Origin of the sequence: Rhodococcus sp. UYP9 (assembly GCF_040547235.1) — a bacterium.
Taxonomy (GTDB): domain Bacteria; phylum Actinomycetota; class Actinomycetes; order Mycobacteriales; family Mycobacteriaceae; genus Rhodococcoides.
The window spans coordinates 1,300,092-1,326,135 of the sequence record NZ_JBEPPH010000001.1 but is presented as its reverse complement, the minus strand read 5'-3'; the positions used below and the strand labels follow the sequence as shown (position 1 = coordinate 1,326,135).

Annotated in this window: 22 protein-coding genes and 1 pseudogene; 14 read left to right on the top strand and 9 right to left on the bottom strand. The window is 62.9% G+C overall.

Annotation, left to right across the window (positions count from 1 at the left end; genetic code table 11):
* Positions 1-32: 32 nt before the first annotated feature.
* Complete coding sequence (locus ABIB36_RS06045) at positions 33-293, top strand: helix-turn-helix transcriptional regulator (protein WP_256895520.1); 261 nt, start codon at positions 33-35, stop codon at positions 291-293.
* A 21-nt stretch (positions 294-314) separates the two neighbouring features.
* Here the strand turns inward: ABIB36_RS06045 and ABIB36_RS06040 are convergent, their stop codons facing one another.
* Positions 315-1,412: a DUF475 domain-containing protein gene (locus ABIB36_RS06040; protein ID WP_084345827.1), complete on the bottom strand. Its 1,098-nt coding sequence runs from the start codon at positions 1,410-1,412 to the stop codon at positions 315-317.
* Positions 1,413-1,520: 108 nt separating this feature from the next.
* On the bottom strand, positions 1,521-2,096 hold the full coding sequence (locus tag ABIB36_RS06035) for a TerD family protein (RefSeq protein WP_084345828.1): 576 nt from the start codon (positions 2,094-2,096) through the stop codon (positions 1,521-1,523).
* A 263-nt stretch (positions 2,097-2,359) separates the two neighbouring features.
* Between ABIB36_RS06035 and ABIB36_RS06030 the strand changes: the two genes are divergently transcribed.
* The 7 genes from ABIB36_RS06030 to ABIB36_RS06000 all read left to right on the top strand — a co-directional run bounded on the left by ABIB36_RS06030 (position 2,360) and on the right by ABIB36_RS06000 (position 11,554).
* The gene (locus ABIB36_RS06030) at positions 2,360-3,463 is read left to right on the top strand and encodes a hypothetical protein (RefSeq protein WP_084345952.1); all 1,104 of its coding nucleotides are present in this window, start codon (positions 2,360-2,362) and stop codon (positions 3,461-3,463) included.
* Positions 3,464-3,510: 47 nt separating this feature from the next.
* Positions 3,511-4,668, top strand: coding sequence for an HpcH/HpaI aldolase/citrate lyase family protein (locus ABIB36_RS06025; protein WP_084345829.1), 1,158 nt, complete (start codon positions 3,511-3,513; stop codon positions 4,666-4,668).
* Complete coding sequence (locus ABIB36_RS06020) at positions 4,665-6,992, top strand: phosphoribosyltransferase (protein WP_354560285.1); 2,328 nt, start codon at positions 4,665-4,667, stop codon at positions 6,990-6,992. The genes ABIB36_RS06025 and ABIB36_RS06020 overlap by 4 nt, the downstream gene beginning before the upstream one ends.
* On the top strand, positions 6,989-7,837 hold the full coding sequence (locus ABIB36_RS06015) for an HAD family hydrolase (RefSeq protein WP_354560287.1): 849 nt from the start codon (positions 6,989-6,991) through the stop codon (positions 7,835-7,837). The genes ABIB36_RS06020 and ABIB36_RS06015 overlap by 4 nt, the downstream gene beginning before the upstream one ends.
* A gap of 128 nt (positions 7,838-7,965) precedes the next feature.
* Positions 7,966-9,441 carry a PPE domain-containing protein gene (locus tag ABIB36_RS06010; RefSeq protein WP_354560289.1) on the top strand — a complete coding sequence of 492 codons (1,476 nt, stop codon included), beginning with the start codon at positions 7,966-7,968 and terminating at the stop codon, positions 9,439-9,441.
* Entirely contained in the window at positions 9,438-10,214 is a 777-nt protein-coding gene (locus ABIB36_RS06005) for an ESX secretion-associated protein EspG (protein ID WP_084345832.1), read from the top strand. Before ABIB36_RS06010 ends, ABIB36_RS06005 begins: the two co-directional genes overlap by 4 nt.
* 134 nt (positions 10,215-10,348) lie before the next feature.
* Positions 10,349-11,554, top strand: coding sequence for a TerD family protein (locus ABIB36_RS06000; protein WP_084345954.1), 1,206 nt, complete (start codon positions 10,349-10,351; stop codon positions 11,552-11,554).
* On the opposite strand, the gene ABIB36_RS05995 is transcribed toward ABIB36_RS06000, so the two are convergent.
* From ABIB36_RS05995 to ABIB36_RS05985, 3 genes are all read right to left on the bottom strand, one after another.
* Complete coding sequence (locus tag ABIB36_RS05995) at positions 11,551-13,149, bottom strand: glycosyltransferase family 87 protein (RefSeq protein ID WP_502944900.1); 1,599 nt, start codon at positions 13,147-13,149, stop codon at positions 11,551-11,553. The genes ABIB36_RS06000 and ABIB36_RS05995 overlap by 4 nt on opposite strands.
* A 9-nt stretch (positions 13,150-13,158) precedes the next feature.
* The gene (locus tag ABIB36_RS05990) at positions 13,159-15,258 is read right to left on the bottom strand and encodes a transglycosylase domain-containing protein (protein ID WP_084345833.1); all 2,100 of its coding nucleotides are present in this window, start codon (positions 15,256-15,258) and stop codon (positions 13,159-13,161) included.
* Positions 15,259-15,958: 700 nt separating this feature from the next.
* Positions 15,959-16,420 (bottom strand): DUF5318 domain-containing protein, encoded by a 462-nt coding sequence (locus ABIB36_RS05985; protein ID WP_084345834.1) that lies wholly within the window; start codon positions 16,418-16,420, stop codon positions 15,959-15,961.
* A gap of 258 nt (positions 16,421-16,678) precedes the next feature.
* Between ABIB36_RS05985 and ABIB36_RS05980 the strand changes: the two genes are divergently transcribed.
* Positions 16,679-17,266 (top strand): PadR family transcriptional regulator, encoded by a 588-nt coding sequence (locus ABIB36_RS05980; protein WP_084345956.1) that lies wholly within the window; start codon positions 16,679-16,681, stop codon positions 17,264-17,266.
* Positions 17,259-18,341 (top strand): inositol-3-phosphate synthase, encoded by a 1,083-nt coding sequence (locus ABIB36_RS05975; protein WP_084345835.1) that lies wholly within the window; start codon positions 17,259-17,261, stop codon positions 18,339-18,341. Before ABIB36_RS05980 ends, ABIB36_RS05975 begins: the two co-directional genes overlap by 8 nt.
* A 124-nt stretch (positions 18,342-18,465) precedes the next feature.
* Here ABIB36_RS05975 and ABIB36_RS05970 read toward each other — a convergent pair whose 3' ends face one another.
* From ABIB36_RS05970 to ABIB36_RS05955, 4 genes are read right to left on the bottom strand one after another with little or no spacing between them, the layout of a single operon-like run.
* Positions 18,466-18,648 (bottom strand): hypothetical protein, encoded by a 183-nt coding sequence (locus tag ABIB36_RS05970; protein ID WP_354560292.1) that lies wholly within the window; start codon positions 18,646-18,648, stop codon positions 18,466-18,468.
* Positions 18,645-19,466, bottom strand: coding sequence for a carbohydrate ABC transporter permease (locus ABIB36_RS05965; RefSeq protein WP_084345837.1), 822 nt, complete (start codon positions 19,464-19,466; stop codon positions 18,645-18,647). The genes ABIB36_RS05970 and ABIB36_RS05965 overlap by 4 nt, the downstream gene beginning before the upstream one ends.
* Positions 19,463-20,512, bottom strand: coding sequence for a carbohydrate ABC transporter permease (locus ABIB36_RS05960; RefSeq protein ID WP_179142200.1), 1,050 nt, complete (start codon positions 20,510-20,512; stop codon positions 19,463-19,465). The genes ABIB36_RS05965 and ABIB36_RS05960 overlap by 4 nt, the downstream gene beginning before the upstream one ends.
* Positions 20,513-20,560: 48 nt before the next feature.
* Entirely contained in the window at positions 20,561-21,832 is a 1,272-nt protein-coding gene (locus ABIB36_RS05955) for an ABC transporter substrate-binding protein (protein WP_084345838.1), read from the bottom strand.
* 235 nt (positions 21,833-22,067) lie between these two features.
* Here ABIB36_RS05955 and ABIB36_RS05950 point away from each other — a divergent pair, with 235 nt between their 5' ends.
* The 4 genes and pseudogenes from ABIB36_RS05950 to ABIB36_RS05935 all read left to right on the top strand — a co-directional run bounded on the left by ABIB36_RS05950 (position 22,068) and on the right by ABIB36_RS05935 (position 26,042).
* Positions 22,068-22,886, top strand: coding sequence for a DUF2786 domain-containing protein (locus tag ABIB36_RS05950; protein ID WP_084345839.1), 819 nt, complete (start codon positions 22,068-22,070; stop codon positions 22,884-22,886).
* Positions 22,887-22,899: 13 nt separating this feature from the next.
* Positions 22,900-23,412: a TIGR04338 family metallohydrolase gene (locus tag ABIB36_RS05945; RefSeq protein WP_373270514.1), complete on the top strand. Its 513-nt coding sequence runs from the start codon at positions 22,900-22,902 to the stop codon at positions 23,410-23,412.
* Between the two features lie 36 nt (positions 23,413-23,448).
* Positions 23,449-24,213, top strand: a complete 765-nt coding sequence (locus ABIB36_RS05940) for an LLM class F420-dependent oxidoreductase (RefSeq protein ID WP_084345959.1) — start codon at positions 23,449-23,451, stop codon at positions 24,211-24,213.
* A gap of 127 nt (positions 24,214-24,340) precedes the next feature.
* Positions 24,341-26,042, top strand: a pseudogene (locus ABIB36_RS05935) (ABC transporter substrate-binding protein/permease).
* The last annotated feature ends 2 nt before the right edge of the window (positions 26,043-26,044 follow it).

Below are 26,044 nucleotides of genomic sequence, written 5' to 3'. Positions count from 1 at the left end.
GGGACATCGGAGCGAAGTCTGCACGCTATTCGGTGTCGACGAGCGAACTCGATGGGTACCTGTATCGCAGACCCGCCCTCAGCGCCCGCGAAGTCGAAGTCATGCTCGCTTGGTTCTCATCGGATTCGAAAGCCGATGCCGCATCCGCGGTCCGCATTTCTGTCGGCACCGTCAACACGCATCTCACTCGCATTCGTCACAAGTACGCGGTAGTGGGTAGGCCTGCACCGACGAAGGCCGCCCTGTTCGCTCGCGCGTTACAGGACGGCCACACCAAGCTCAACCATTGGTGACGCAGGGATTTCGTCTACGAGTTACACCTTGAGTTCAGTGTCCTCACCTTGTTCGACCAGCTTCTTGTTCCGCCTGATACTGCTGATCAGTGCAGCGCCGATGAACAGAATGCCGACGAAGCCGGTGATCAGCTCGCTGATATGCACCCCGATCGACACGAGCAGAATGATCGCCAGTGCGCCGATGGCCCAGTGCGCACCGTGCTCGAGGTACACGTAATCGGACAACGTGCCCTTGCGGACCAGGAACACAGTGATGGATCGAACGAACATCGCACCGATGAATCCGAGGCCGAGCGCGATGATGATCGGATCTGCGGTGATTGCGAAAGCGCCGATGACACCGTCGAACGAGAACGACGCGTCGAGGACCTCGAGGTAGAGGAACAGGAAGAACCCTGCCTTGCCGGTCGCTTTGGCCAGCTCGCTCGGACCGCCCGATGCCCCTTCACCCTCTTCGTCGGTATTGAACAACTCGCCGAGGCCGTTGACGGCGATGTAGGTGATCATGCCGAGCACGCCGGCGACCATGACCGTAGAAATCTTGTCGTCGTCAGCGAGGAACTCTGCGCTGAGCACCAGCAGTAGACCTGCCACTACGACCGAAAGCTGGTCGAGCTTGCCGATCCTCGCCAGCGGCTTCTCGAGCCAGCTCAGCCAGGTGATCTCGCGGTCTTCGAAGACGAATCCGAGAAACAGCATCAGCAGGAACATTCCACCGAACGCAGCAATCTGAGGATGCGCGTCGGTGAGGAGAGTCTCGTAGCTGGGACTGCCGTCGGGGAAATATGCGCCATCGTTTTCCGGCGGATTGAGTGCAAGTTGAATCGCTGCGACGGGTCCGAGACCGGATGCGGCCCAGACGATGACGAGCGGAAAGAGCAACCGCATACCGAATACGGCGATGACGATTCCGATTGTCAAGAATATCTTCTGCCAGAATTCGCTCATCCGGCGGAGAACGGTCGCGTTGATGACCGCGTTGTCGAACGACAACGACACTTCGAGCACGCCGAGAATCAAGACGAGAATCGCAGCCTCAAGGCCGCCGTAGAGGAAGGCGACTATCACCGAAACAATCGTGACTCCGATGGACCATCCGAATATCCGTAGAACCACTGTCGGTGGCCTTTCTCTTCCAGAGCAATAACGAAAAATAGGGGAGAACCCCGATACATCATGAATGATGAGACGGGATTTTCCCCTATTTCAAGTGCGAAGAATGAACTAGACGTTCACGCCGAAGTCACGAGCGATTCCGGCGAGGCCGGAGGCGTAGCCCTGGCCCACGGCACGGAACTTCCACTCGGCACCGTTGCGGTAGAGCTCACCGAAAACCATGGCGGTCTCGGTGGAGGCGTCCTCGCTGAGGTCGTAGCGAGCGAGTTCGGAGTTGTCGGCCTGGTTCAGTACGCGAATGAACGCGTTGCGCACCTGACCGAACGACTGCGAACGCGCGTCGGCGTCGTAGATCGAGACGGGGAAGGTGATCGTTTCGATCTCCGGCGGGACAGCGGCAAGATCGACCTTGATCTGCTCGTCGTCGCCCTCGCCCTCACCTGTGGTGTTGTCGCCGGTGTGCTCGATCGAGCCGTCGGGGGACTTGAGGTTGTTGAAGAACACGAAGTGTCCGTCGCTCAGTGCCTTCTTCGTCGAGTTCAGCGCTATGGCGCTGGCGTCGAGGTCGAAGTCCGTTCCGGTCGTCGTTCGAATGTCCCAACCGAGTCCGACCGTGACCGCGGTCAGGTTCGGAGCTGCCTTGGTGAGTGAAACATTGCCGCCCTTGCTGAGACTGACGCCCATGTCTGTCCTTTCGTGTGGATTCCGCTACTTACTTTCCACCGTAGTGGTCATCTGTCCGATTTGTGAGGAGCTCGCGGTCACACCGCGGGCCTGATCCTGTTTGTCACAGTTGCACTACGGCAACGTGCACACCACGGTGGGAAGTTCCCGTCAGTACTATCGAGCGGGTGACAAGTCGCTGGCCTGGGGCCTTCCGCCGCGGAGGTGGATCGGAGTCTGCTGCGCGCGCAGCACAGGAGAGCGCCGTCGCTGCCTTCCTCGACATGGACAAACGACAGTCGATCGCATCCACGGGTGTCGATGCAATCCGGGCATTGACTCCCGAACGCGACATCACGTCGTTATGGCACGAGACCGAGAAGAAGTGTTTCGAAGCCGGCGCTGCCTACTTGGCAGCGGTGGATCAGTTCGACGGCATCACCACTCCGGCAGCACAGAACGCATTCGACGCCGCGGCGCGTGCGCTGGGCGAGGCATGCCACGCTGTCGACGAGTTCTACCAAGCGCACCGAATCGACATCGAACAAGCACGTTCCACGCTCGCCGCTACCCCGCGCCTGGCTCAGGATGCCAAGGCCCTTGCCGAGAAGGCCCAGTTGGCCGTCGCGGCCGCCGATGACAGCTTCACCGACTACCCGTCGATACGAGCGGCATGGCAGACGCTCGACGCCAGCGTTGCCGCCCTCGACGGCGCCACCGCGTCGAACGACGCTCTGGGCGTCCGAAATGCCGCCGCCGCAGTTCGTGACGCCGCAGCAGCGCTGGAGGCTGCAGTCGAAGCAGCTCCGGCTCGGGCCAAGGAAGCACGCTCGGCTCTCTCGTCGGTCCGCACCCGCCTCGAGGCTGTCCGCACGCGCTTCGAACGACTCGCACCTGCCTTCTCGACGTTGCTCCGCGAGTTCAATGTCGCCAGCTCGGCCGACCTCTCGGCCAACGAGCACATGAGCGCCCGATACATCGAGCAGGCCTCGGAAGACCTCGCCGCCGCGCGGGCGGCCGCCGACGCCGGGAACCCCGAACAGGCTCTCGACTACATCGCGCAGGCTCGCGCGCGCCTTGCCGACGCCGAGGCTCTCGTCGACGCCGTCACCGATCGGGTCGAACTGCTGCGTGCGGTGAAGGCGAACCCACGGGAGAAGGAACGGGCGGTACGTTTCACGTTACGAGACGCACAACAGTTGGCTGTGAACCGTGGTCTGGTTGCCGAGTGGGGATCGGTGTTGGATGCTCAGCTGGCTCGAATCGAGAGAGCGAGCACTGCGTTGTCCGGCACTCACCCCGATTACTGGTCCTATCTGCAAGATCTGAATACCATTTCCGGCTTCATCTCCGGGGTTGTCGACAGGATGCGAGGCTCGGCTCGCTGATCGCCGAACTCCACAATTCATTTGCTCACGAACGCTAAGGACGCCCGGTGCAACACTTTCGACATCTCGATCCCGCAGTGCACGACGCACTGTTCTTCCGGCCACCCAAGAATATTGCCGTAGACGCGGACATCGTCAGTGTCGCAACGGCACTCGGGGCAACGCTGTACATGCCGGCGACACGGACCGACCTGACCGCGACGTTGATCAAACGCAGCCGCATGGGTGTCTGCTCATTGGTCATCGACCTCGAAGATGCCGTCGCCGATCACCGTCTCGAAGAGGCTCTCGCCAACACCGTGCGGACACTCGACGAGCTGGCCGCGGACGAGGATCTCACCGCGCTGGTGTTCGTCCGGGCCCGTACTCCGGAGCACATTCGCAGAATTTGTTCCGAGATCGCTCACGGTGCCGCCGGCCTCGCCGGTTTCGTGGTGCCCAAGTTCACGGCGGCAAACGGCGCCTCCTTCCTCGACGCCATCGCCGCGGGTTCGAGTGAGCACGGCAAGCGACTGTTCGCGATGCCAGTTCTCGAATCCACCGAGGTCGTATTCCGAGAGACTCGCGACACCGAACTCGTCGCGGTACGCGAACTGCTTCTGGCACACAGTGAACGAGTACTCGCGGTGCGCATCGGCGCCACCGACATGTGCGGCATGTTCGGTATCCGGCGCGACCGAGATCTGACCATCTACGACGTCCGCGTCATCGCCGACGTCATCAGCGCCATCGTCAACCACCTCGGGCGCAACAACGGAACCGGATTCGTCATCACCGGACCGGTATGGGAGTACTTCGCCGATCACGAACGCATGTTCCGTCCCATGCTCAGACAGACTCCGTTCGTCGAACCCGGGGCAGTTCGATTTCGGCAGCAGCTCGTCAGCAGTGACCTCGACGCTCTCCTTCGTGAAGTCGCATTGGACCGCGCCAACGGGATTCAAGGAAAAACGGTGATTCATCCGTCTCACGTTCCTGCTGTACATGCACTGTCCGCAGTGACACACGAGGAGTACCACGATGCGCTCGACATCTTGGAATCCGACGCGGGAGGCGTCCGGGCCTCGGGCTACGGTAACAAGATGAACGAGCTTGGACCGCATCGCAACTGGGCGAGCCAAACATTACTGCGTGCCGATGCTTTCGGCGTCACCAACGAAAAGGTCACATTCGTGGACGTACTCACCGCCCTGGCGGACCGATGAACAACCCGACCGACGGAATCAGAGTCACCGGCACCGGTACGTCCTCCGAGTGGTCGGTAGAGCAACTCGTCCGCCCGGGATTACGTCGAAACCCCAGGCGTGCACATCTTTTGGTGTCAGAGGTACTCGGCAAGCACATACCGGTCGACCCCCAGTTAGTGACCGCTGCAGCGGACCAACTGGGAACCCTCGTACTCGACGCGGTCGGTGGATCGGACGTCGTCGTGCTCGGGTTTGCCGAAACTGCAACAGGTTTGGGACATGGCGTCGCAGCACGACTCAACGCATACTCCTACCTGCATTCGACGCGTCGCGATGTGCCCGGCCTCGAGGTGTACGGCGAGTTCCAAGAAGGCCATTCGCACGCGACGGATCACAAACTGCTGCCGACGTCCGCGGACGTCCTGTCCGTTCCGCTTCCCCTCGTGTTGGTCGACGACGAGATATCCACCGGTAAAACGGCACTCGAAGCAATCCGCTCCGTCCACGCCGTCACTCCGCGGGCACATTACGTGATTGCCTCGCTCGTCGACATGCGAAGCGGGGAGCACATCCTCGAGACCGAAGCCGTCGCGACCGAACTCGGCGTCACCATCGTCAGCGTGAGCCTCGCGCAGGGCAGCGTCGAGCTGGCCGACGGGCTCGTCGGTGACGTGACCGGACTACCGGACCCGACATTCAATCCTGCCGCGGAGACCGCGGGCACCGTAACCCGCCTCGATGTGAATTGGCCCGCAACCGTTCCCGACGGCGGCCGTCACGGCTTCCTTTCCTTCGACACTCCGGCCTTCGAGAACGCTATCGCTCACGTTGCCACGCGCGTCGAGACCGTCGTGCCCGCCGGTAGACCCGTAGTGGTCCTCGGCCACGAGGAATTGATGTACCTGCCACTTCGCCTCGCGTTGATCCTCCGCGCGGGTGGTCATCCGGCTTTGTTTCAAACCACCACTCGCTCACCGGCTTACGTACTCGACACACCGAACTATCCGCTGCGTCGTGGCTTCCAGTTTCTGGCGCCGGAGAACGGCGAACCCGAGGCTCGGTACGTCTACAACGCCGACGGCCCGGAGAATGCGTTGCTGATTCTCGTGGTCGACGAGCCTGCGGACACCGACCGTCTGTTCGGCGAAGGTGGTGCCGCTCGCACTCTCGCCGCGTCCGGCGCCGATGTCCTCGTCGTCGTCATCACCGGTGCCGATCCGGTGGCCCTCGCAGTATCGCGCCGCGCAGTGCCCCTGACCGGGCCCGCCTTCGGTTCCTACGCCCCAGGTGAAGTGACATGGCTACTCAAGGACCTCTCCGGCGTAGAGCTCGAAGCCGATGTCGGTGAGCGAGAGAAGCGAATTCAGGCCGGCACAGCGCATTACGCCGAATCGCTGCCCGTAGAGTTTCAGCCCGATCTCGCGTACCGTGAATTGTTCGAAGAGGTCCTGCAGGACAGTGCTTCTCGCCTAGCAGTCGCAGTCGGCACCGTCACCGAACTCGTTCTGGCCGAGCGCGGGCACGACATAGTCCTCGCCTCCTTGGCGCGGGCCGGCACACCGATCGGGATCCTGATGCGCCGCTGGGCGCACCATGCGCACGGACTCGAACTGCCACACTATGCCCTCTCGATCGTCCGCGACCGTGGAATCGATACTGTCGCACTGAAATACCTCGCAGACAATCATGATCCCCGGTCGGTCGTCTTCGTGGACGGCTGGACGGGCAAAGGTGCCATCGCCCGCGAATTGACCGCTGCGCTGGCGGCATTCGAGGGCGCAGAGTTCAACAGCGACCTCGCAGTTCTGGCCGACCCCGGCCATTGCGCGCGGACCTACGGCACGCGCGATGATTTCCTCATCGCATCTGCCTGCCTCAATTCGACGGTCTCCGGTCTCGTCTCCCGGACGGTCCTCAACCGCGACCTGATCGACGACGGCGAATTCCACGGCGCCAAGTACTACGCCGACCTAGCACCGGACGACGTGTCCAACCATCTGCTCGACACCGTGTCAGCACAATTCGACGCGGTACGCGAGGACGTTGCCCGATCGGTCACCGCGGTATCGAGCTCCGATCGCACCCCGACCTGGACCGGATGGGCTTCGGTGGAGAAGGTCCGCGAAGAGTTCGGGATCTCGCATGTCAATTTCGTCAAACCCGGTGTAGGAGAAACCACGCGAGTGCTTCTCCGTCGAATTCCATGGCGGATTCTCGTGCGCGACCTCGGTGCCCCCGAGCACCGGCATATTCGAATGTTGGCTGCCGCCAGAGATGTTCCGGTGCTCGAGGTACCGGATCTGGCATATTCGTGCATGGGCCTGATCAAGGATGTCACGTGAACACCCTCGTAGCGGTCGACCTGGACCGAACGATGATCTTCTCCGCGGCCGCGTTGGGGTTCGAGGTCGACGACACCGTGGTCTGCGTCGAAATGTTCGAGAGAGCGCCACTGTCCTACATGACCACCGCTGCCGCGGAGTCGCTGCGCACCCTCACTGCCGATGCCGTCGTGGTGCCGACGACGACACGCACGATCGAGCAATTCCAGCGAGTCTCACTGCCCGGCGCGCCGTGGCGGTTCTCGATCACGAGCAACGGCGGCAACATCCTCGTCGACGGTGAACCCGACCGTGCATGGCGCGCAGGTTTCTCGGACATCGATCTCGGCGGGGTCCGCGAGGAGTTGACGCGTCGAACGGGCGGCGACTGGGTTCTCAAGCGTCGGACAGCGGACGATCTTTTCTGCTACCTCGTCGTCGAACCCGCAGCGGTTCCGCCCGGATTTCTCGCGGACTGGTCTTCGTGGTGTGCCGCACGTGGATGGAACGTCTCGCAACAGGGGCGCAAGATCTACACCATGCCCGACGTCGTCTGCAAGAATCGCGCCGTCGCCGAAGTTCTCACGCGCTGCATCGACGACGGCATTCTCGACGACCGGGCCCTCACGCTTGCTGCGGGAGACGGCGCCCTCGACGCAGACATGCTCATCGCCGCCGACCGGTCCATCAGGCCGCGGCACGGCGAGCTGGAGGCGAAGAACTTCCGCCACGACGGGTTGGTGGTCACGACGTCGGCGGGTGCGCTCGCGAGCGAGGAGATCCTCACCTGGCTGCATGCCGAGACGGCTCGAGAAGTCGATGGAACCATCCGTGCGTCCGCTGCGTCGAACAAGGCAAGGGGTTGACGCACACACGGGGGTACAGGCATGGGCTGGGGAAGAACAGGCTCGAAAGGTAGGCCCTGGACGGGTGCGGATCGTGTTGGATCCGCGGAACGGGGTTCTACGCCGACGCATGATCCGGAGCATCAGGCATGAGCGGTGATCCTTCGGAAGAACTGCAGCAGACCCTGCGCACACTCGAGAGCATCAGCGGGTTCGGTGACATGTCGGCGCAGGAGTTCGGCGATCTGACGCGTGCCGTCGTCTACCAAGAACGAGACAGTTACGCGTACAGCGGGGGCTACGAGCCCAAGGCAGTGTTCGACGACGACCCGTTCGAGGCAATGTCGCATGGAGAGATCTTCGGGAAAGTCGAGCAGTTCCAACCTGAACGGGCCGAGGAGTCCTCCAACAACTGGCGAGCGATCGGAGCCCACGCAGCCGAGGGCGCCGATCAGTTCGCTCAGGCAATGGCCGCGGTGAACAGCACCAGCTGGCAGGGCCCATCAGCCACCGCCGCAGTCGACGGTGTGCAGGCGTACACGAAGTCGACCGCAGAGTTGAAAACAACTGCACATCTCGTGGCGAACAAGCTGCTCGAGGCCTACACGGGGCTTCAGCAAACCAAGGCGAGCGTTCCGCCTCCGCTGGCTACCGGCCCGTTCGAGAAAGTGCTCGATGCCGTTCCGGGCTTTATCGTGCCCGGTGCGTTGAAGCAGGCCCAACACGCACGTGAAGAGGCAGAAGAAGCTGCGCGCCAGGTCATGCGCAGTGTGTACATGCCGGTCGTACATCAATCCGACGACCAGGTCCCGATTCTGCCGACCGCGCTCGATCCGGTCACCGACGGCGGTTCCGGCGACGCCGCCAGGCACCAACCGGGAACCAAGGGCCCCGGCTTCGACGCGCAACCTTTTTCTCGAGCAGACACTGCGGCCACCGGGCCCGAATCCGGCAATGGTGCTTCGGGGCAGGCCGGTTCACCTGCCTCCGACGGCGGAGCTCTTCGATCTCCCGCATCGGACACTCGGGACACCGGGACAGAGGCGTCGAGTTGGGCGCCCGGTGATGCGACACAGTCGCCGCAGCCGCCCACCGGTCCGGCCGGGGCGCAGCAAGGGGCGAATGCCCCCTCCTTATCATCACCGACGGGGTCCTCACCCGGTGGCTCGGTACTGGGCAGCCCACTCGGTGGTCCCCGAGGTTCTGGTCCAGGCGGTTCAGGTCTCGGCGGTTCAGGTCTCGGCGGCTCAGGTTCTCGGGGCGGCAGTTCCGGCGGTGCCGGTTCTCGGTTCGGCGGGGGCTCCGGCGGTTCGGGCTCGGGTGGTTCGGGCTCGGGATCGGGAACCGGGGGGTTGAGTCGTCCAGGAGTCGGCGGCTCGGTTCTCGGGGCTCCTGGCCAGGGCAGTACCGCGGCCGGGGGCCAGGGATCGGCCGGAGGATCCGGTACGGCCGCAGGCCGTGCCGGTGCACCTGGGATGGGCGGAATGTCGCCTGGCGCAGGTCGCGGTGGGCCGGGGGGCGCAGACGACGTCCACAAGACGCCCGGTTATCTGGTCGATGCCGTCAATGGAGACGAATTGATCGGCACGCTGCCACTTGTCGTTCCACCGGTGCTCGGCGGGTGAACGAGCGCGAGTGGACCATGACCGGCCTCGAATTTCGGGTCATGATGGAACAGTTCGGGCGCGATCGATTGCCGTTCCCACTGCAAATTCGTGCGACCGCAAGCTCGGCAGCCGAATATCACCGTCGATGCCACGAGGCGTCGATAGGCATCGCGACGAAGATGGACGAAGACCTGCGCGAGGCCGGACGGATCCTTCTCGACCCGCGGCTTCGAATCGAAGTCGTCGGCCATACGCGGAGCACGAGCGCAGCCGACGGCTCCGGCGACATCAAAATACGTGGCCATGCCGCGATCCGACACGACAGTGCAGCGGTGCTGATCCAACAACCCGGACTCGATGATTCCTCCGGCGGCCCGGTGACGGTTCGCCTGGTCGCTTCGCATCGCGCCGTGAATCGAGTACTGGGAGCACTGCCCGAATCCCCGAAGGGCACACACCCTCGCATCGACATCCCGCGGCCTTCTCCGATCGGACGATCGACCGCGAACTCAGTCGTGTTCGACAGCGCCACAGGATCGACCTCCAGGGAGCACTTCGACCGACTTCTGGGCCGACGTCGAACCAGCGCAGGCGAAATCCTCGTCTGCCCTGGCAAAACCACCGACAATCGAGTGGAAAAGAACTTGGCTGGTTTTCACTGGGTGGACAACGCCGACGACGGTCGATACCTGGTCCGGTCCGGCTCTACTGTCAGCGTCATTCCTGCCTCCGATTCCGACGTGGCCGCGGAAGTCCGAAGGCTCGCCACAGAGTTGGCAGCCGAGACCTGAAGCCGACGACGGGCACGGGTTGCGGAACTTCGTCCACAGCATTCGGACATTTCGACCCAGTACATTGGTGTGCGCACTTCACGACCCGCTCTCATCGAAAAGGACACACATTGTCTGCTCCAGCCGGTCAGCCCTTGGCGAAGGGACAAAACGGTCCGATCACCGTGAACAACGTGGTCGTATCCGTGCAGCTCAGCGCTCCTGCCGACCTGTCGGCACTTCTGGTAACCGGGGACGGCAAAGTTCGCACCGACGCGGACTTCGTCTTCTTCAATCAGCCGACCGGGCCAGGTGTCCGCCTGGCGCCCGGTGCCGCTGGGCAACCCGGACAGTTGTCGATTGCGCTGACCGAGATCCCCGCCGATATCGAACAGATCCGCGCGGTCATCACCCTCGACGACGCGTCGAGCAGCTTCGGCCGAGCCGCCCCACCGACCGCTCGCATCGCCGACGCGCAGGGCAATGTGTTGTACGAGTATGTCGTCGACGGTCTGAGCAGCGAATCCATCGTGATCGCTGTCGAGGTGTACCGACGCTCGGGCACGTGGAAAGTTCGGGCCGTAGGACAGGGCTACTCCGGTGGTTTCGCCGCATTGGTCACCGACCACGGTGTGTCCGTCGACGACGCTCCCGCCGCGCAACCGGCAGCCCCGGCTCCTCCCGCAGCCCCGGCTCCTCCCGCACCCGCACCGACACCACCCGCACCGACACCACCGCCGTCCGGCCCATCCGAGGTCAGTTTGACGAAAGCCCGGCCGGTCAGTCTGACCAAGGGTCAAAAGGTCACACTGCGCAAGGACGGTGGAGTCGCGCTGACGAAGATCCGGATGGGTCTGGGATGGGACCCGGTGGCGGCGCCCAAGAAGACCGGCTTCTTCGGCGGTGGCGGACGCAGCGGAGCCATCGATCTGGACGCGTCGGCGATCATGTTCGCCGGGCGCAACGTGGCAGACGTCGTGTATTACGGCCAGCTGAAGGCCAAGGACGGGTCGATCCTGCATCAGGGCGACAACCTGACCGGCGCCGGCGAGGGCGACGACGAGGTAGTGAACGTCGACCTCACTCGTGTTCCCGCGAATGTGACCGCGATCGTGTTCACGGTGACCTCGTACCGAGGACAAACTTTCGAGCAGGTCGAGAACGCATTCTGCCGCCTCGTCGACGACACCAACAACGCCGAGCTCGCCCGCTTCACGCTCCAGGGCGGGATGCCGTTCACCGGCCTCGTCATGGCAAAGGTCTACCGCGAGGGTGGTAACTGGAAACTTCAGGCAATCGGTGACGGCATCGCCGCCAAGCACGCAGGCGAAGCCGTTCCGCATCTCGGCAAGTACATCTAGTCCACTCGCATGGGCACGGAAACCGCCTGCGGTGCAGCGGTTTTCGTGACTCGATGCGTATCCGGCGCACGGTCGAGCACTCCGCCCACCGGATCGTCCACCCCGCCCAGTCGCACCAGATCCTCGTCAGGATGATAGATCTGTCGAACTATCAACGCGCACAGTGCGATCACGGCAATGTCACGCACGACGACGGTAGCAGTGAACCACTGCTCCGGGACACCCTTGTCAGCGACACCGAGGTAGTAGTACATCCGGGGGAACCAGACGAAGGCGTCGATCGCCATCCAGGCCAACAGCACTCTTCGATGCGGTAGCGCGAGCACAGCCAGCGGCACGAGCCACAGTGAGTACTGCGGACTCCACACTTTGTTGGTCAGCAGGAACCCGGCGACGACGAGGAAGCCAAGCTGTGCCAATCGCGGACGCATCGGAGCATTCATCGCGATGTAGGCGATACCGGCGCACACGGCAACGAACAGCACCATTGTGACGGTGTTGAGAAACAGCGGTTTGTCACCCGGATACAAGGTTCCGTCGAATCCACTCCATCCGGTGAACGACGAGATGACGTTGTAGATCGAATCCGGGTCGGCAGCGCGCATGGAGTTGAGCCGAAAGAACTCCGACCATCCGTTCGGAAACAGAAGTGCGATAGGAAGATTGACAGCCAGCCACGCTCCGAGTGCGGCACCGGCGGTCAGAGACCATTCGCGCATTTTCCCAGCGCGCCAACACAATACGAGCAGCGGGCCGAGGAGAAGCAGGGGATACAACTTGGTCGCACCGCCGAGACCGAGCAGGACTCCGGCCAGCACGGGTCGCTTCTTACCCCAAGCCAAGATTCCTACGGCAGCGAAAGCTGTTGCCAGCGCATCGAAATTGGTGAAACCGTGCACGATGACCAGCGGTGAACCTGCCACGAGGGCCGCATCCCAGATGCGCCGTCCGGCCGACATCGCTGTCGCCCAGACGGTGACCAACCATGCAAGGGCCAACCCGATCGCGACGACGTTGAAGTAGATCACCACCGAGAGTGCCTGCGGCAGCCAGGAGATCGAACTCCACGCCTTGGCCACGACCATCGAGCCGTACTGATACATCCCCGACAGGACCGGATACTCCATGTAGCGAATCTGAGTGGTCCCGTCCGCGGCCACTTCTTCCCAGGACTTCTTGTACGGGAAGGCACCCTGATCCAAGCGCTCTGCGCCGTACAACGGAACCGTGTCGGAATAGCACATTGCAACGTACTGACGGCTGCCACTCCAGTCGAGACCGAACGATCCCTCTGGTCCGTTGGGCGCCTGCTGAATACAGCCGGCCTTGGCGAACCAACCGAAGCTCAGGAACACCACGGCGAGGAGCAACACCACCCGAAGCGGCGTCAGAAATCGCTGGCGGCCGATCAGTGCGTGCTTGCCCGCCGACCCACCGATGACCGCAGCGAACTCTGCGGTCATCGGGTCGTTCGCGCCCGGGAGATCTCGGGCCACGTTCGATGAGCGGTCTGGTGCCAACGGCCCAGGGCTCGCAACGACTTTCCTCGCCCCGGGTTCGGTGACTCCGGATTCGATGGCTCTGTCGTCGCTCACCCCGTCACGCTACCGAGCCGGAGCAGGTTCGAGCTCTTCTTCGGGCGTCTGTGGTGTGGCGGGTTCGGGCGTCGGCGACTGCGCCGGCGCCGGTGCGAGGCCGGGTAGCGGAATCGTCACCCCTGGAAGGATCTCGACCTGGCGCGGTGTGATCACGACGGGCGGCGAAATCTCCGTCGGGATCGGCAACGTGATCGCCGGTGGCGGCGTCACCACTGCTGCGCTGGGTGTCGTGGACGGGGCTGCGGGAGCCGAGTACTGCGGCACACCAGCCTGACCGGCGATCGGCTCCGGCGTCGGGAAGGACTCGTTGGACGTTCCTTCCAACGAGCCGTCCATCGTGTCCTTCCAGATGTCCGACGGGAGTCCGGAACCGTAGATCGATCCGCCGTAGCTGTTCTGCAGCGGAAGTCCCTGTTCGGTTCCCACCCACACTGCCGTCGACAGTGACGGGGTGTACCCGACCATCCAAGCATCCTTGTTCTCGCCGGTGTCGCCGAGCTGTGCAGTGCCCGTCTTCGCGGCGGATTGACGGCCACCGTCCAGATTGTGGCCCTTGGAGTATCCGGCAATCGGCCGCATCGCAGCCGTGACGTTGTCCGCAACAGCAGCAGAGGTGACCTGCTCGCCTGCCTCTGCGCCCCGATCCAACAGGACCGTTCCGTCGGCCGTGACGACGCGCTGCACGAAGTGCGGTGCGTGGTAGACGCCCGACGCAGCGAGTGTCGCATAGGCGGAGGCCATGTCGATCACGCGAGACTGGTACTGGCCGAGCACGATTCCGTTGTTCGGTCCGGCACCGTTCGGCTCGGTCAACGTGGGACCGACGCCCGGGATTTCCTCGGGAATTCCAAGCTTGTGTGCCATATCGGCGATCGCCTGCGAACCGTTGTCCATCGACAACTGCAAGCGGTAGAAGCTCGTGTTGAGAGAGCGTTTGAGCGCCTCTGCAATGGTGCACGTTCCGCAGGATTCGCCCTCGACATTGCTGATGGGGATGCCATTGACGGTAAGCGGTGAGCTGTCGAACATCTGCGAAAGCGGAATGCCCTGATCCAGTGCCGCCGCAAGGCCGAAGACCTTGAACGAGGATCCCGTCTGCAGGCCGGACTGGGCGAAGTCGAATCCGCCGCCGTCCGAGCCGCCGTAGTAGGACTTGACCGCACCCGTGCGTGGGTCGACCGAAACCGACGCCGTGCGCAGCTCGGAGGGCTCCCCCTCCATGTTCGAATCGACCGCATCGATCACTGCAGCCTGCGCCACGGGATCGATCGTCGTAGTGATCTGCAATCCCTCGGTGTTGAGGTCCTGTTCACTGACACCCGCCGCCGACAATTCACGCAGGACCTGGGACTTGATCAGCCCGTTGGGTCCGGAGTCACTGTCACCGGTGTCGGCCTGTGCACCTGGAATCCACCGTGGAAACTGCATCGCCGCACGCTCCGCCTGCTCCAGGTTGCCCTGTGCGACCATGCCGTCGAGCACGTAGTTCCACCGGGTCTGAGCACCGGTCGGATTGAACTCGGGGTCGAGGCCGGACGGCTGCTGAATGGTGGCCGCCAGCATGGCACCTTCTTCGACGGTCAACTGATCGACCGGCTTGCCGAAATACGCCGTCGACGCGGCCGCGATGCCGTACGCACCTCGGCCGAAGTAGATCGTGTTCAGGTATGCCGCCAGGATGTCGTCCTTGGACCACTGACGAGCCATCTTCGAGGAGATGACGAGCTCGCGCATCTTTCGCGTCAAGGTGCGTTCGGATCCGACAAGGGCATTCTTGACGTACTGCTGGGTGATGGTCGAGCCACCACCGGCACTGTCGCGTCCGAGAACGTTGTCACGCAATGCGCGTCCGAAGCCGGTGACCGAGAAGCCGGGATTGGAATAGAAGTCCCTGTCCTCCGCTGACAGCACTGCGTTACGCACGTGCACCGGCACCTGCTCGATCGAGACATCGGTGCGATTGCCCTCGGGGGGCACGACCCTACCGAGCACACTCGAACCATCGGACGCCAGAATGGTGGCGACCTGGTTGGTCTTGATGTCACCCGGGCGTGGGACGTCCTCGACCGTGTAGGCGACCATGAACGTCAGAATCGGGATGATCATCCCCAACGCGATCAGCGCATACAGCGTTCGACGGGCGACCCGCCACTTGGACTTCTTCTTCGTGTTCGCGGCTGAACCTCTCTCGGGCGGTTCGGGCGGTTCATTGCCCGAAGAACGTGGGGGCGGGTTGTCCGGCGGCCCGGTCGGCGGAAGCCCACCGGCACCGCGTGCAATGGGCGGGCCCGTTTCAGGGCCGCGATTGGGCAGCGGAGGGCGCCCGGGCGGTGGACCAGCCGGGCCATTGCCGGTAGCTGGACGGCCTGCGGGTGGACGGCCCGCGGGTGGACGGCCTGCTTGCGCTGGCCCGCCCGGTACGGGTCGACCGGCCTGCGGCGGGGGCCCCTGTGGTCGGAGCGGCGGACCCTGTTGGCCTCCCAGAGGTGGACCCTGCGGCCGACCCGGAGGTGGACCCTGCGGCCGACCTGGAGGCGGACCCAGTGGCCGACCCTGCGCATCGCGTCGAACACCGGGGGGTGGGCCCAGTGGCCGACCCTGCGCATCACGTCGAACACCGGGAGGTGGGCCCATGGGAGGACGGCCGGGAGGCGGGCCGCCGGCGCCGTGTGTCTTGTCGCTGCCGCCAGGTGTGTTGTCGCTGCCACCAGGCGTGTTGTCGTAGGGGGAACTCACGTACAGGTCTCCAGTGGTTGCGGCTGGCACATCCGTATGCCGACCGGGGTTGTCAGCGACGCGATGTGTGTCACTCGCTCGCTGTTCGACGGTTCGGTTCGCGAGATCCCGATCGGGGCCGTCGCGGTTGCTTCGGGGTGGGAACTGCACCTAGTACATAGGACTGAACCAGGTGATTCCAACTGCAGGAACGACAGACTTCGACGACGTGAACCGAGAACTCCTCCTGCGTCGCCGCGAGGCGAACGAGTTCGTCCGCCGTGCGCGCCGAGCCCGAGAGTGTCCCCAGCTTCTCACCGAACACCCACGAGACGAGGGTGAGCTGCTCCTTGCGGCAGATCGGGCATGCGATTTCGCTACCGCGGCCGTGGAACTTGGCCGCACGCAGTAGATAAGGATCGGCATCACACACTGCGGTCACGCCGGTCCTGCCCGAATACACCTCGGCGAGCAGTGACCGTCGCTGAAGGGCGTAGTCCACCACCTGTCGCTGAAGTCGCACGAGGACCAGAGTACGTGCGGCGCCAGACATGCGGATCGGGCATCCCGACTCTTACGTGACAACGACGCGCCCACTCTCGCTGATATCGACCCCGCCCACGACGCTTCACCTGTGCCGAAGCGTTTACCAGTGGCGATGCGCACATGTCTCGCGGCCGACCTTCGAACTGAATTTCGGCGAACCGGAGGCACGGATATGTCCACACATATATCGAGTCGATACATCTTGTGTATATGCTTGGGAGTCGCATCAACAATTGCGGTACAGACAACAGAGGAGGAGGGTCGCATGCTCGAGCTCGCAATCCTCGGTTTGCTCCTCGAAGCACCGATGCACGGATACGAACTCCGCAAGCGTCTGACCGGACTCCTCGGTGCATTTCGGGCCTTTTCGTACGGCTCGTTGTATCCAGCCTTACGCCGCCTACAAGCGGATGGGCTGATTGCCGAGGATGCGGGGCCGGACACCCTCGTGAAGCGTCGAGCACGGCGTGTGTACGAGCTCACTCCGCAAGGTAAGAAGCGCTTTGCCGAGTTGGTTGCCGACACCGGACCACAGAATTACACCGACGACGGATTCGGCGTTCACCTCGCCTTCTTCAGTCGCACTCCGGCAGAAGCCCGGGTGCGCATCCTCGAAGGCAGGCGACGTCAGGTCGAGGAGCGCCGTGAAGGACTCCGCGACGCCGTGGGGCGAGCCAACGGGACGCTCGACCGGTACACCAGTCAGCTTCACCAACTCGGCCTCGAATCGAGCGATCGCGAAGTGCGGTGGCTCAACGAAGTAATCGCAGCCGAGCAGGCGGGCCCGTCCGTCACCTCCACCACGAATCCGAACAATGTTTCCAAGACAGAAGGAGAACCCGACCATGGGTGAGAACAGCAACGCCATCCGCGTGGCCATTGTGGGTGTGGGCAACTGCGCCTCATCCCTGGTCCAGGGCGTGGAGTACTACAGGAATGCCGACGAGAACGCCACCGTTCCCGGCCTCATGCACGTCAAGTTCGGCAAGTACCACGTCCGCGACGTCGAGTTCGTCGCCGCGTTCGACGTAGACGCCAAGAAGGTCGGCTTCGATCTCTCCGAAGCAATCTTCTCCAGCGAGAACAACACGATCAAGATCGCCGACGTACCGCCGAAGAACGTTCAGGTGCTGCGCGGACCGACCCTCGACGGACTCGGCAAGTACTACCGCGAGACCATCACCGAGGCCGACGCCGACGCAGTCGACGTTGCCCAGGCCCTCCGCGATGCGAAGGTCGACGTCCTCGTCTCCTACCTGCCCGTCGGATCGGAAGAAGCCGACAAGTTCTACGCGCAGGCATCGATCGACGCAGGCGTCGCATTCGTCAACGCACTGCCCGTCTTCATCGCCAGTGACCCCGTCTGGGCCAAGAAGTTCGAGGACGCAGGCGTCCCCATCGTCGGCGACGACATCAAGAGCCAGGTCGGCGCCACCATCACGCACCGCGTCATGGCGAAGCTGTTCGAAGATCGCGGCGTCCAGCTGGACCGGACCATGCAGCTCAACGTCGGTGGCAACATGGACTTCCTCAACATGCTCGAGCGCACCCGCCTCGAGTCGAAGAAGATCTCCAAGACCCAGGCCGTGACGTCGAACCTCCAGAAAGAGTTCAACGCCAAGGACGTTCACATCGGACCTTCCGATCACGTCGGCTGGCTCGACGACCGCAAGTGGGCCTACGTCCGCCTCGAAGGCCGCGCCTTCGGTGACGTGCCACTGAGCCTGGAATACAAGCTCGAGGTCTGGGACTCGCCCAACTCGGCCGGCGTCATCATCGATGCGGTTCGCGCAGCGAAGATCGCTCTCGATCGTGGCATCGGTGGACCGGTCATCCCGGCCTCTGCTTACCTGATGAAGAGCCCACCCAAGCAGCTCGCCGACGACGTCGCGCGCACGCAGCTCGAAGCGTTCATCATCGACGCGTAAATCAGCTTCACTTTCCTGCCCGGGTGGGCGTGGTCGGTCTCCACCGACGACCATGCGCACCCGGGCAGAATGCTGTGTACAGCAGATTTCACCGCCCGTGGCCCTGGGCAGGAGCGAGAAATTATTAGTGTTTGACCCTCAGCTTGCGGACGACGAAGGCAAGGGCGACAAGCAGTCCGAGTAGGACGACCGACGCCCATACGCTCGGATCGCCACCGACGATGCCTGCCACTGCAGCTACGAACGCCATCAGCGCGAAGAACCCCAGAATGCCCGCCAGCATCTGGAGATGATCACCCGCTGTCACGACTTGACTCCGCCTGCAGTCAGGCCGGAGATGATGCGACGTTGGAACAGCAGGACCATGATCACCAGCGGGATCGCGACGATGGTGCCTGCCGCCATGATCGCCGCGTACGGAACCACATGCGGGTCGTTGCCGGAGAACCGGGCAATGGCCACCGTCACTGGTTCGGTCTTGTCGCTGGAGAGCTGACTTGCCAGGAGATATTCGTTGACTGCCGCGATGAAGGCGAGGATAGCGGTGGTGAACAACGCTGGTGCTGCGAGCGGCAACATGACCAGTCGGAACGCCTGAAAGCGTCCGGCGCCGTCGATACGGGCGGCTTCTTCTAGCTCCCAAGGCAATTCGGCGAAGAATGCGGCCAGAGTGTAAATGGTCAGCGGCAGCACGAACGAAATGTTCGGGATGATCATCGCCTGGTAGGTACCGATCCAACCGATGTCGGTGAAGAATTGGAACAGCGGCGTCACCAATGCCACGACCGGGAACATCGAGGCGCCGAGCACGATACCGACAACGATGTACTTGAACCGAAAGTCGATCCGCGAGAGGGCATACGCGGAGAAGATACCGATGACGAGCGCAACGAGAGTGGTTGCGCCGCCGATGATCAGGCTGTTGATCACCGCTCGAATGAAGTTGTTGCCGTTGCTCGTGGACAAGGCGTTGGAAAAGTTCTCCATCGTCACATGCGTCGGCCACGGCGTCGTGTCGAATGTGTAGCGCGGATCTCGTAGCGCGGTCACGACCATCCAGTAGAACGGTGCCAGGCCCCAGATCAGGATGATCGCGACGCCGAGATAGATGCGAGCGGTTTTCATCGGACCACGCCCTTACGCTGATTCTCTTGCGTGGCAACCGCATTGGCCCCGAGGAACTTCACCAGAATGAACGCGACGATGAAGATCATGATGAACGAGATGGTCGAGAGCGACGCGGCACTGTTGAATCCCTGCCGTATCTGCTCCACCACCAGAATGGAAATGGTGCGGGTGGCCGGGTTGCCCTCGGTGAGAATGGCAGGTAGGTCGTACATTCTGAGCGCATCCATCGTGCGGAACAGGATCGCCACCATCAGGGCCGGTTTCACCAGCGGCAACGTGATCTTGGTCAGCCGCTGCCACGCCGACGCACCGTCCACGCGCGCAGCTTCGTAGACGTCGGCTGGAATCATCTGCAGCCCAGCAAGAATGAGCAGCGCCATGAACGGCGTCGTCTTCCAGACGTCGGCGATGATGACCGCGAAGCGCGCGGGCCAGGCATCACCCGTCCACAGAATGTTGGTGCCGAGAAGTTTGTTGGCGATACCGTCGTAGGCGAAGATGAAGTACCAGAGCTTCGCTGTCACAGCCGTCGGGATAGCCCACGGAATCAGGATCGCGGCGCGCAGCAGTGCGCGTCCGGCGAACGTCTTGCCCATGATGACAGCCATTCCGAAGCCGATGACGACCTCGATGGACACCGTCACCACCGTGAAGAAGGCGGTGTTGCCTACCGCTCCCCAGAACTGGGAGCCGAGTGTGCCGGGCGGACACGGAACCAGCGTCCCCGACGCGGAAGTGCACTGCTGCAGAATCCAATGCGTGTAGTTGGAGAACCCTGCGCTGCCCCCCTTGACGAACATGCCGGTCGCCGGGTCGAGACCCGCATCCTTCTGAAAGGACATGATGACCGCACGTACGACGGGGTAAGCGATGACTATGGCCAGGATGATCAGCGTCGGCGCTATCAGCAGCCACGCTCGCCCACTGGAGAGCCCGAACTTTGCCTTCTTCTCGGTGCGTGTATGCCGACCGCGGCCGGGGGGTTGCCCCCCGGCCGCGGTCGTGTCTACAGCCCCACTGGCTTGACCAGTAGGTACAGCCATCGTGTGTTCTCCTGTAATGCTTCGAAAGAACGGCGGTGAACGGACGAGCTAGTTGGAACCGGCGGACTCGATGCCGGCCTGCATGTCCGTGATGGCCTGATCGACCGACTTCTCACCCTTGATTGCTGCAAACGTGTTGTCCTGCACGGCCTTCGAGACGGCCGGGTAGAACGGGCTGACGGGACGAGGAACAGCGTTCTCGATCGACAACTTCAGCGCCGGCAGGTACGGCATCTCGGCGATGAGAGCCGGGTCGTCGTAGAGCGAGCTGAGCACGGGCGGAAGTGCACCCTCGGCGATGATGCGCTGGGCCTGCTCACCCTGAAGGAATCGCAAGAAGTCGGCGGAAGTTGCCTTGTTCTCGGAGAATTCGCTGATGGCAGCGTTGTAGCCGCCGAGCGTCGAGGTTCCGACGCCGGTTGCGCCGGGCAGCGGTGCTACGGCGTACTTGCCTGCAACGGCGGAGCCTTCCTTGGCTGCGGTGCCGTAGACGTACGGCCAGTTACGCAGGAACAGGGCCTTTCCGTCCTCGAATGCCTGCTGGCTCTCGGGCTCCTTGAACGTGGTGTCCTGCGCCGGGATGACTCCGGTCTCGAAAGCGGTGACGAGAGCCTGCAGCCCCGCCTTTGCTTCCGGGCTGTCGACGGTCGGGGTTTTGCCGTCTTCGCCGACGAACGATCCGCCGTATGCGTTGATGATCTCGGACGTGTTGACCGTCAGACCCTCGTACGACGCGAACTGACCTGCGTAGCAATCGATGTTGTTGGTCTTGGCGACCGCACAGTCGTTGGTCAGCTCGGCCCACGTGGTGGGCGCCTTCGGGAGCAGGTCGCTACGGTAGAACAGCAGACCGCCGTTGGTGTTCTTCGGGGCGGCGTACTGCGTGCCGTTGTAGGTAGCGCTCTTGACGGTCGAGGGCAGGATGCCCGCGTTGTCGAGCGCGAACTCGCCTTCGAGCGGAACGAGCCATCCCTTCGCTGCGAACTCTGCGGTCCAGATGACGTCGAGCGCCATCACGTCGTAGTCGCTCTGCTCTGCCTGAAGATGCTGGACCAAGTCGTCGTGGGCCTGGTCGGCGTCGTTGGACTGCTCCTTGAACGTGACCTGCTCGTCCGGATGGGTCGAGTTCCACTCGTCGATGATCTGCTTGACGACACCGGTTTCGGTGGTGTCCTTGCCTTCGACGTATGTGATGGGGCCGCGGCCGTCGGTGTTTTCCGACGCGGAATCGCTGGAACCGCTGTCACTGGAACACGCGGTCAGCGTCAGCAGCGTTGCCGCTGTCGCCAGCACCGCTACCTTCGAGATCAAAGACGCCATTGTTTATCTCTCCACTAACTTCGTACACGTTGGTATGCGCGGGGACGATCACGGTGATCTCGACCCGCAGTGAGTTCGACCCACAGTGACGTTGACCACAGCGAAGTACCAACTGTGCTGCCCCCGACGCACATGTCGATACGCACTCTGGCACACAACTCACCCGATAGGTGTGATTTCACCCCACCTGAATCGGTCAACCGAGTTGTCGGTGGGGCGTTGTAGCGTCCTACCGGTGAGTTCGGAGAAGATGTTGACCCGCATCGGCGGACTGCTGCGCCAAGCCGAGTCCACCGACAATCCGCACGAGGCCGAGGCGTTCATGGAGGCCGCGCAGCGCTTGGCCACGGCGACGTCGATCGACCTTGCCGTTGCACGTTCGCACAACGCTTCCCGCGAGAAGCAGGTGGCACCGGCCCAACGCGTCATCAGGATCGGCGAAGCCGGCAAGAAGGGGCTTCGCACGTTCGTGAAGTTGTTCCTCGTCATCGCGTTCGCGAACGACGTGAAGTGTGACATCTCGCAATCGTCGACTCAGGTCTTCGCGTACGGCTTCGACTCCGACATCGACACCTGCGAGGCACTGTATTCGAGCCTGCTGATCCAGATGGTCCGAGCCTCGGATGCGTACATCAAGTCGGGCGCATACCGGAACGAAACGGCCGTACGCACCGTCACGGAAACCATCGGTCGGAAAAAGTACAAACGCCAAGAAGTAGTCGTCGTTGCCGGCGTCACCGCCCGACTCAACTTCCAGACGGCTTTTGCCGAGCGCATCGGAAAGCGGCTCGAGAGCGTCAAGAAAGAGGCCGAGACAAAGGCAATCGAAGAGGAGAGCCGCGACGCCGGGACCGCAGTGGTGTTGCGTAACAAAGCAATCGAACTGAAGGACTTCTACACCTCGACGTCGAAGGCGCGAGGATCGTGGCGCAGCCAGTCCGCCAATGCCGGATACTCCCGCGGTGCACGCGCCGCCGGAGACAGGGCAGGACGCGCGGCGCGTCTGGGCGGTGAGCCCGAGCTGGGGCGCGGTTCGACACAACTCGGCAGGTGAAGTGAGGCTGACGGTGAACAACAGGGACTCCCAACGATCGAAGGTCTACGATGCCGAGGCGATGGTTCGTGTCATGTTCGATCGTGCGGACGAGCGCGGACTACGCACCGTCGAGATGTTCGGTTCGACCATCACGCTGCCGATCGAACGGAAGTTCGCGTCGATCGAGTCGGTGCAGAGCTATGTCGACGCGATCTTGGCGCTGAACTGGGTTCGTGAAACCTGGCCGCATGCCGGATCGGTCGTGCAGGTCCGTGAACGTTCGGGCACGGGTGCTTCGCACTACGAGCGGGATACCCACACCATTGCGGTGCCTCTACACCGCAACAACGAGGCGTGGGCGCTGCGTGAACTGGTGCTGCTGCACGAGCTTGCGCACCACTTCGAACCCGCTGAACTCGATGCTGCCTCTCACGGCGGGGAGTTCGTCGATCGGTTCGTCACGCTTGTCGGGGAAATCATCGGTCAGGAAGCTGGTTTCGTGCTGCGCGCCACCATGGCCGAGAACGGTGTGAAGATCGGTTGATGCGGGTGCGCGGCGAGGAGGCGCATCATGGAAATCATGACTATCAAAATCGGCGTTCAACTCCAGCCCCAGCACGCACCCGACTACCAGATCATTCGCGATGCGGTTCTGCGCGCGGAGGACGCGGGCGTCGATATCGTCTTCAACTGGGATCACTTCTATCCGCTGTACGGCGACCTCGACGGTGCCCACTTCGAATGTTGGACGATGCTGGGCGCTTGGGCGGAGCAGACGTCGAACGTGGAGATCGGGGCCCTGGTCACCGGTGGTGGCTACCGCAACCCGGATCTCCTCGCCGATATGGCCCGCACGGTCGACCACATCAGTGGCGGCCGGTTGATCCTCGGCATCGGCGGCGGATGGAACCAGAAGGACTACGACAACTTCGGCTACGACTTCGGTACCGCAGGGTCGCGCCTGAAGTTGTTGAACGAGAACCTCGCTCGCATCAGCAATCGCCTGGCGGTAGGTAATCCCGCTCCGACCCGCGAGATCCCCATTCTCATCGGTGGCGGCGGGGAGAAGAAGACGCTCAAGATGGTCGCCGAGTATGCGCACATCTGGCACAGCTTCGCCGACCTCGACGAGCTGAAACGCAAGTCCGGGATTCTCGCCGAGCACGGAGTCACCGTCGGGCGCGATACCTCGGTGATCACGAAGTCGGTCCCGTGGCCCGGTACCGACAAAGCCCCGGCGTTTCTCGATGCCGGAGCCACCTTGTTCACCGTCGGAATCGGCGGCCCGGAGTACGACATGACGGAGCTGCACGACGCCATCGGGTGGCGCAACAGCCAGCAGTGAGGACCGTTCGGGAATGGACTGCGGTGAGTACTGGTTGAGCTTGGCGGCAATCTGATTTCCGGGTGGTCGCGGCTTCGCGATAGCCTCGGACGTCATTTCACTTGTTTCCGCACCGAGGAGTTCACTCTTGACCAGTCGACGTTTACGCGGCCGCGCCCTGGCCGCAGTAGCTGCCACGCTCGCTCTCACGCTCGGCGCCGTCGCATGTTCGAGTGACAACAGCTCGGGCGGAACGGGCGAGAACGCCCTTGCCGGCTCCGACCAGACTTCGCTCGACAAGTACACGACGGACGATGTCACCCCGCTCGATCAGATCGATACCTCGAACATCGGTCTGATCGAGCCGGGCAAGCTCTACGTCGGCACGTTGTCCGACGCCCCGCCGAACATCTTCATCGACCCGTCGGGCAAGTTCACCGGCTTCGACAACGAGCTGCTCCGCGCCGTCGCCGCCAAGTTGAACCTGACCGTCGAGTTCTCGGCCACCGAGTTCTCCAGCTTGCTCGCCGCGGTCAACAACAAGGTTTACGACGCCGGTTCCTCGTCGATCTCCACCACCGATGCGCGTCGTCAGACCGTCGGGTTCACCAACGGTTACGACTTCGGTGAGATGGCGCTCGTCGCCAAGAACGACTACGCGATCAAGACCATCGCCGATCTGGACACCGAGCAGCGCATCGGCGTGGTTCAGGGCACGGTCCAGGACGATTACGTCACCAACACTCTCGGTATCGAGCCCGTACGTTTCCCGGATTACAACACCGCGTACGCGAATGTGAAGTCCGGCCAGATCGACGCATGGGTCGCGCCGTCGCAGCAGGCTTCCGGCCAGGTCAAGGCCGAGGACGGCGTCGCCATCCTCGAGAAGACGATCAACACCACCAACTTCACGGCCTACGCGGTGAACAAGGACAATCAGCCGTTGATCGACGCTCTCAACTCCGGTCTCGACGCCGTCGTCGCCGACGGAACGTGGAACACCCTCGAGAGCGAGTGGTACCCCGAGCGCCAGGTTCCCGCCGACTGGAAGCCGGGCAGCAAGGCTTCCGTCCTGCCTGCAAGCTGATATGAGCACACTGTCGAATCTGTACGACACGTTCTTCGATTGGGACCTCATCTGGGACACCGTTCCCAAGCTGATCACCGTCGGATTGCCGAACACCCTGATTCTCGCTGCTTCGTCCGGGGTGATCGGCACGGTGATCGGGATCGGGTTGGCGGTAGCGGGCATCTCCCGCTCCCGCTGGCTCCGATGGCCGGCCCGGGTGTACACAGATATCTTTCGTGGACTTCCCGCGGCGGTCGTCATTCTTCTCATCGGCCTCGGTTTCGGTCCGACGCTGACCCAATTGACCGGCAGCCGTAGCCCTTTCCCGCTGGGCATCGCGGCATTGGCACTGATGTCGGCCGCGTACTTCGGTGAAATCTTCCGTTCCGGCATTCAAAGTGTCGATCCGGGTCAGATGGAGGCCTCACGCGCACTGGGCTTCAGCTACCGCCGTTCGATGGCCCTGGTAGTCATGCCTCAGGGCATCCGACGCGTCCTGCCTGCCACGGTCAATCAGTTCATCTCGCTGATCAAAGACAGCTCACTGATCTACTTCCTCGGCTTACTCGCTTCGCAACGCGAGTTGTTTCGAGTCGGGCAGGACACCGCCGCACAGACCGGTAACCTCTCACCGCTGCTGGCGGCGGGCGTGTTCTATCTGATCTTGACCATCCCGCTGACGCACCTCGTCAACTTCATCGACAAGCGCATGCGCTCCGGTAAGGCCGATACTTCGGGCACGCTCGATCCCTTGGAAGTATCAATCGTGGTGGAGAGGTAAGT